The sequence below is a fragment of the Oleiphilus sp. HI0123 genome, from assembly GCF_001635315.1.
Genome location: NZ_LWGE01000495.1, coordinates 1 through 3,000 on the forward strand (window position 1 = coordinate 1; position 3,000 = coordinate 3,000).

The 3,000-nt window shown below is 44.1% G+C and carries 3 protein-coding genes and 1 pseudogene; all 4 read right to left on the reverse strand.

Annotation, left to right across the window (positions count from 1 at the left end):
• Positions 1 to 401: pseudogene (locus A3761_RS04695) on the reverse strand (RNA degradosome polyphosphate kinase); the annotation flags it as partial.
• Positions 402 to 469: 68 nt separating this feature from the next.
• Entirely contained in the window at positions 470 to 1,480 is a 1,011-nt protein-coding gene (gene hemB / locus A3761_RS04700; protein ID WP_082865402.1) for a porphobilinogen synthase, read from the reverse strand.
• A gap of 149 nt (positions 1,481 to 1,629) precedes the next feature.
• On the reverse strand, positions 1,630 to 2,355 hold the full coding sequence (locus A3761_RS04705) for a hypothetical protein (protein WP_068513508.1): 726 nt from the start codon (positions 2,353 to 2,355) through the stop codon (positions 1,630 to 1,632).
• A gap of 301 nt (positions 2,356 to 2,656) precedes the next feature.
• Entirely contained in the window at positions 2,657 to 2,854 is a 198-nt protein-coding gene (locus tag A3761_RS04715; protein ID WP_068513514.1) for a hypothetical protein, read from the reverse strand.
• Positions 2,855 to 3,000 lie beyond the last annotated feature (146 nt).

Consider the following 3,000-nt stretch of genomic DNA (forward strand, 5'->3'; position numbering starts at 1 on the left):
TGGCGTCTTAGAAAACTGATCCCCTCTTTTTTTAACTCAGGCAGAAGCACATCATTCAAAATCTCATACTGTTCACGAACAAAATCTGTCGCGATATGTTTGATTTTTTCTAGGGTTTGTTCAGGGCTTAGTCCGTCAGGCCCAATTGTCTCCCGACCAAATTTGATCTGATGTTTTAGGCCGGCCACACGAATTTCAAAAAACTCATCCATGTTGCTACTGAATATGCAGCTAAACATCAGACGGTTGAGGAGAGGGTGCGATGTATCAATCGTTTGTTTGAGCACGCGATGGTTGAACTGCAGATGGCTTAGTTCCCTGTTCACGTAGTATTCGTGGTTAAGGAGGTCTATAGCAGGGAGCTCATTATTTGCTGTTTGCTCGTCATGCGTCGTGCTCATTGTTGTCTGTATTCTCCAAGTATTTTAAAAGGGGCGATAATCCATTCTAGCTGAACATTGTTACATCTTTATCCTTTGCTAAGAAGTTTCGCAGCGTCCTTGGCAAAATAAGTCAGAATTGCATCGGCGCCAGCGCGCTTGATACAAAGTAGTGACTCTAGAATAATTTTATCCTTGTCTAGCCAGCCATTTTCTATTGCGGCCATATGCATCGCATACTCACCACTCACTTGATAGACGAAGGTCGGCGCTTTGAGTTCAGTCTTGATACGGTAAACAATATCGAGATAGGGCATGCCTGGCTTGATCATAACCATGTCGGCACCTTCCTGAAGGTCCATGGCGACCTCGTGCAAGGCTTCATCAGAATTGGCCGGGTCCATTTGGTAAGTCTTTTTATCTGCTTTACCTAAGTTGCCAGCAGAGCCTACTGCGTCGCGAAAAGGACCATAATAAGAAGAGGCATACTTAGCGGAGTAGGCAAGTATAGAGGTATTGATATGGCCTGCGGCTTCCAGTTCTTTGCGAATCGCAGCGATTCGGCCATCCATCATATCTGAAGGTGCAACGATGTCTGCTCCGGCCTCTGCGTGTGACAAAGCCTGCTTAACTAATGCGTTAACGGTAATATCGTTTAATACATATCCATCATCATCGATAATTCCGTCTTGGCCGTGGGTTGTAAAGGGGTCTAAGGCAACGTCGGTAATCACGCCCAGCTCCGGATATTCCTTTTTTAGTGCTCGTACAGCTCTTTGGGCTAGGCCCTCGGGGTTCCAAGCTTCTTTGGCATCAAGAGACTTGGCATTACTCGGGGTGACGGGAAATAGTGCGACGGCGGGGATACCAAGCTCTAGTAGCTGCTGCGCCTCTTTTAGTAGTAGGTCAATACTCAGGCGTTCAACGCCGGGCATAGAGCTAACAGCTTCGCGTTTATTTACACCTTCAAGAATAAACATGGGGTAAATCAGGTCATTGGCTGTTAGTGTATTTTCCTGCATCAAGCGACGGGAAAAGTCTTGAAAGCGCATGCGACGGAGTCGGCTGTTAGGGAATTGTCGTTGGCTGGGTGAAAACACTTTTTATCTCCGGCAATCATCAAAAATATTATGTGCTTAAGATTAGCAGGTATGCCGAAGGAAAGGCTATAACGCAAGTCAACTGGGGCTGGATTTTTGGAAGTATTTTGCTTTTCGCTAAATACAGGGAACTCGAGATCTAGGTACGCTTATATGCTTAGCTTAAGTAATAATTGAATGCTTGGGATTAAAGCGATGCTTAGCATAACAAGTGCGGAGCCTATGCAGGTCGCGCCGCATAATTGTGAACCGCGAATTTTTATTCGTTGAACAGGGTCTTGTAGCGCAGACTTCCAGTGCCTAAAAGCAGCGGGTTCAGGTATGCATAGTTGTGCTCGGCCGCTTTTAGTATGGCTCAGTTCGTGAATGTAATGCTGGTCTTGGTCGCGCTGATATAAAACCATAATTGATAAACTTGCAGCAATTACCATTGAGGCAAGTAGAACCTGCCCAAATGAAATATAGATGCTGCTGGTTATTGCAGCACCTATCATGCCTAGGCTTAGCAAGCTAATCATTGATATCAGTGCAATAAAAGTTTTGCAAGTACGTGAGTGTTTGCGGCGAGTTTTGAGAATACGAAGTTTTACTTTGTCGCCAACGTGGAAGTTGCCTGAGGCTAAGTGGTCAATTGCGGTAAAGCGAACCGGGCCTCCTTCATGCGGGTACTCAATGACAGGGTAAAAACCATTTTTAACGTAGGTTTGGCTAGTACTATTGTCGGCATGAGAAGTAAGGCTAGAGAATACTTGATGGATTGACACTACTTTTCCGTATTTAGCGTATGCGCCACGGAGAAAACGTGAATAGTCTCGATATAAAAAGGAACCGGCGACGGCAAGCGTCAAGCTTATTATTAAAGTAAAGGCGTCCATTAAATCCCAATTCTCCTGTACCTGAATCCATTTAGGTGCATGACTACAAAAAAGCGAGTGCCTTGAGACGGTAATAGTGTGTGGCAGGTCTCAAAGTGAGTGCGAATTGTCGCATAGATTTCGAAATCTGCAATGTCTTTTTAGAAATAATCAGGTCTTTTTACAGGAAAATAGCGAATAGGGTGAATTTAAATTCACTTTTATCACTCTCGGTAATATTCTTAGATGAAAAAGTTACCGAGAGCGATGGAAGAAAGAAGAAGCTAAGCGGTACTGCTATCGCTTTTAACGTAGTACTGGCTTAGATTGGTGCTGAGCCATAATTCATGGTCGGCTTCTTTGGCGGGTCAGCTCGTACGTTATTATCAACGCGTTCTACGTTACCACCTCTTTTTAGAAATTCTTCAATATCACTGCTTAGTTGTTGGCGTACAGTTTCTCTTACAACTCTGGGGGATTCGCTGCTGCATTCAGGGAGTGCAATGGCTTCTTGTGACATAATGGTACCTATCTATCTTTCTGCTATATCTCCAATTTCCTTTTATTTTTAAGGGTTTAGGAGATTTTGTGTTGCTTGTTTCTATTGTTTTCTGCACTGATCTATATAAACCGCCCAGCGACATGCCTATATTAAGGTTTATCTTT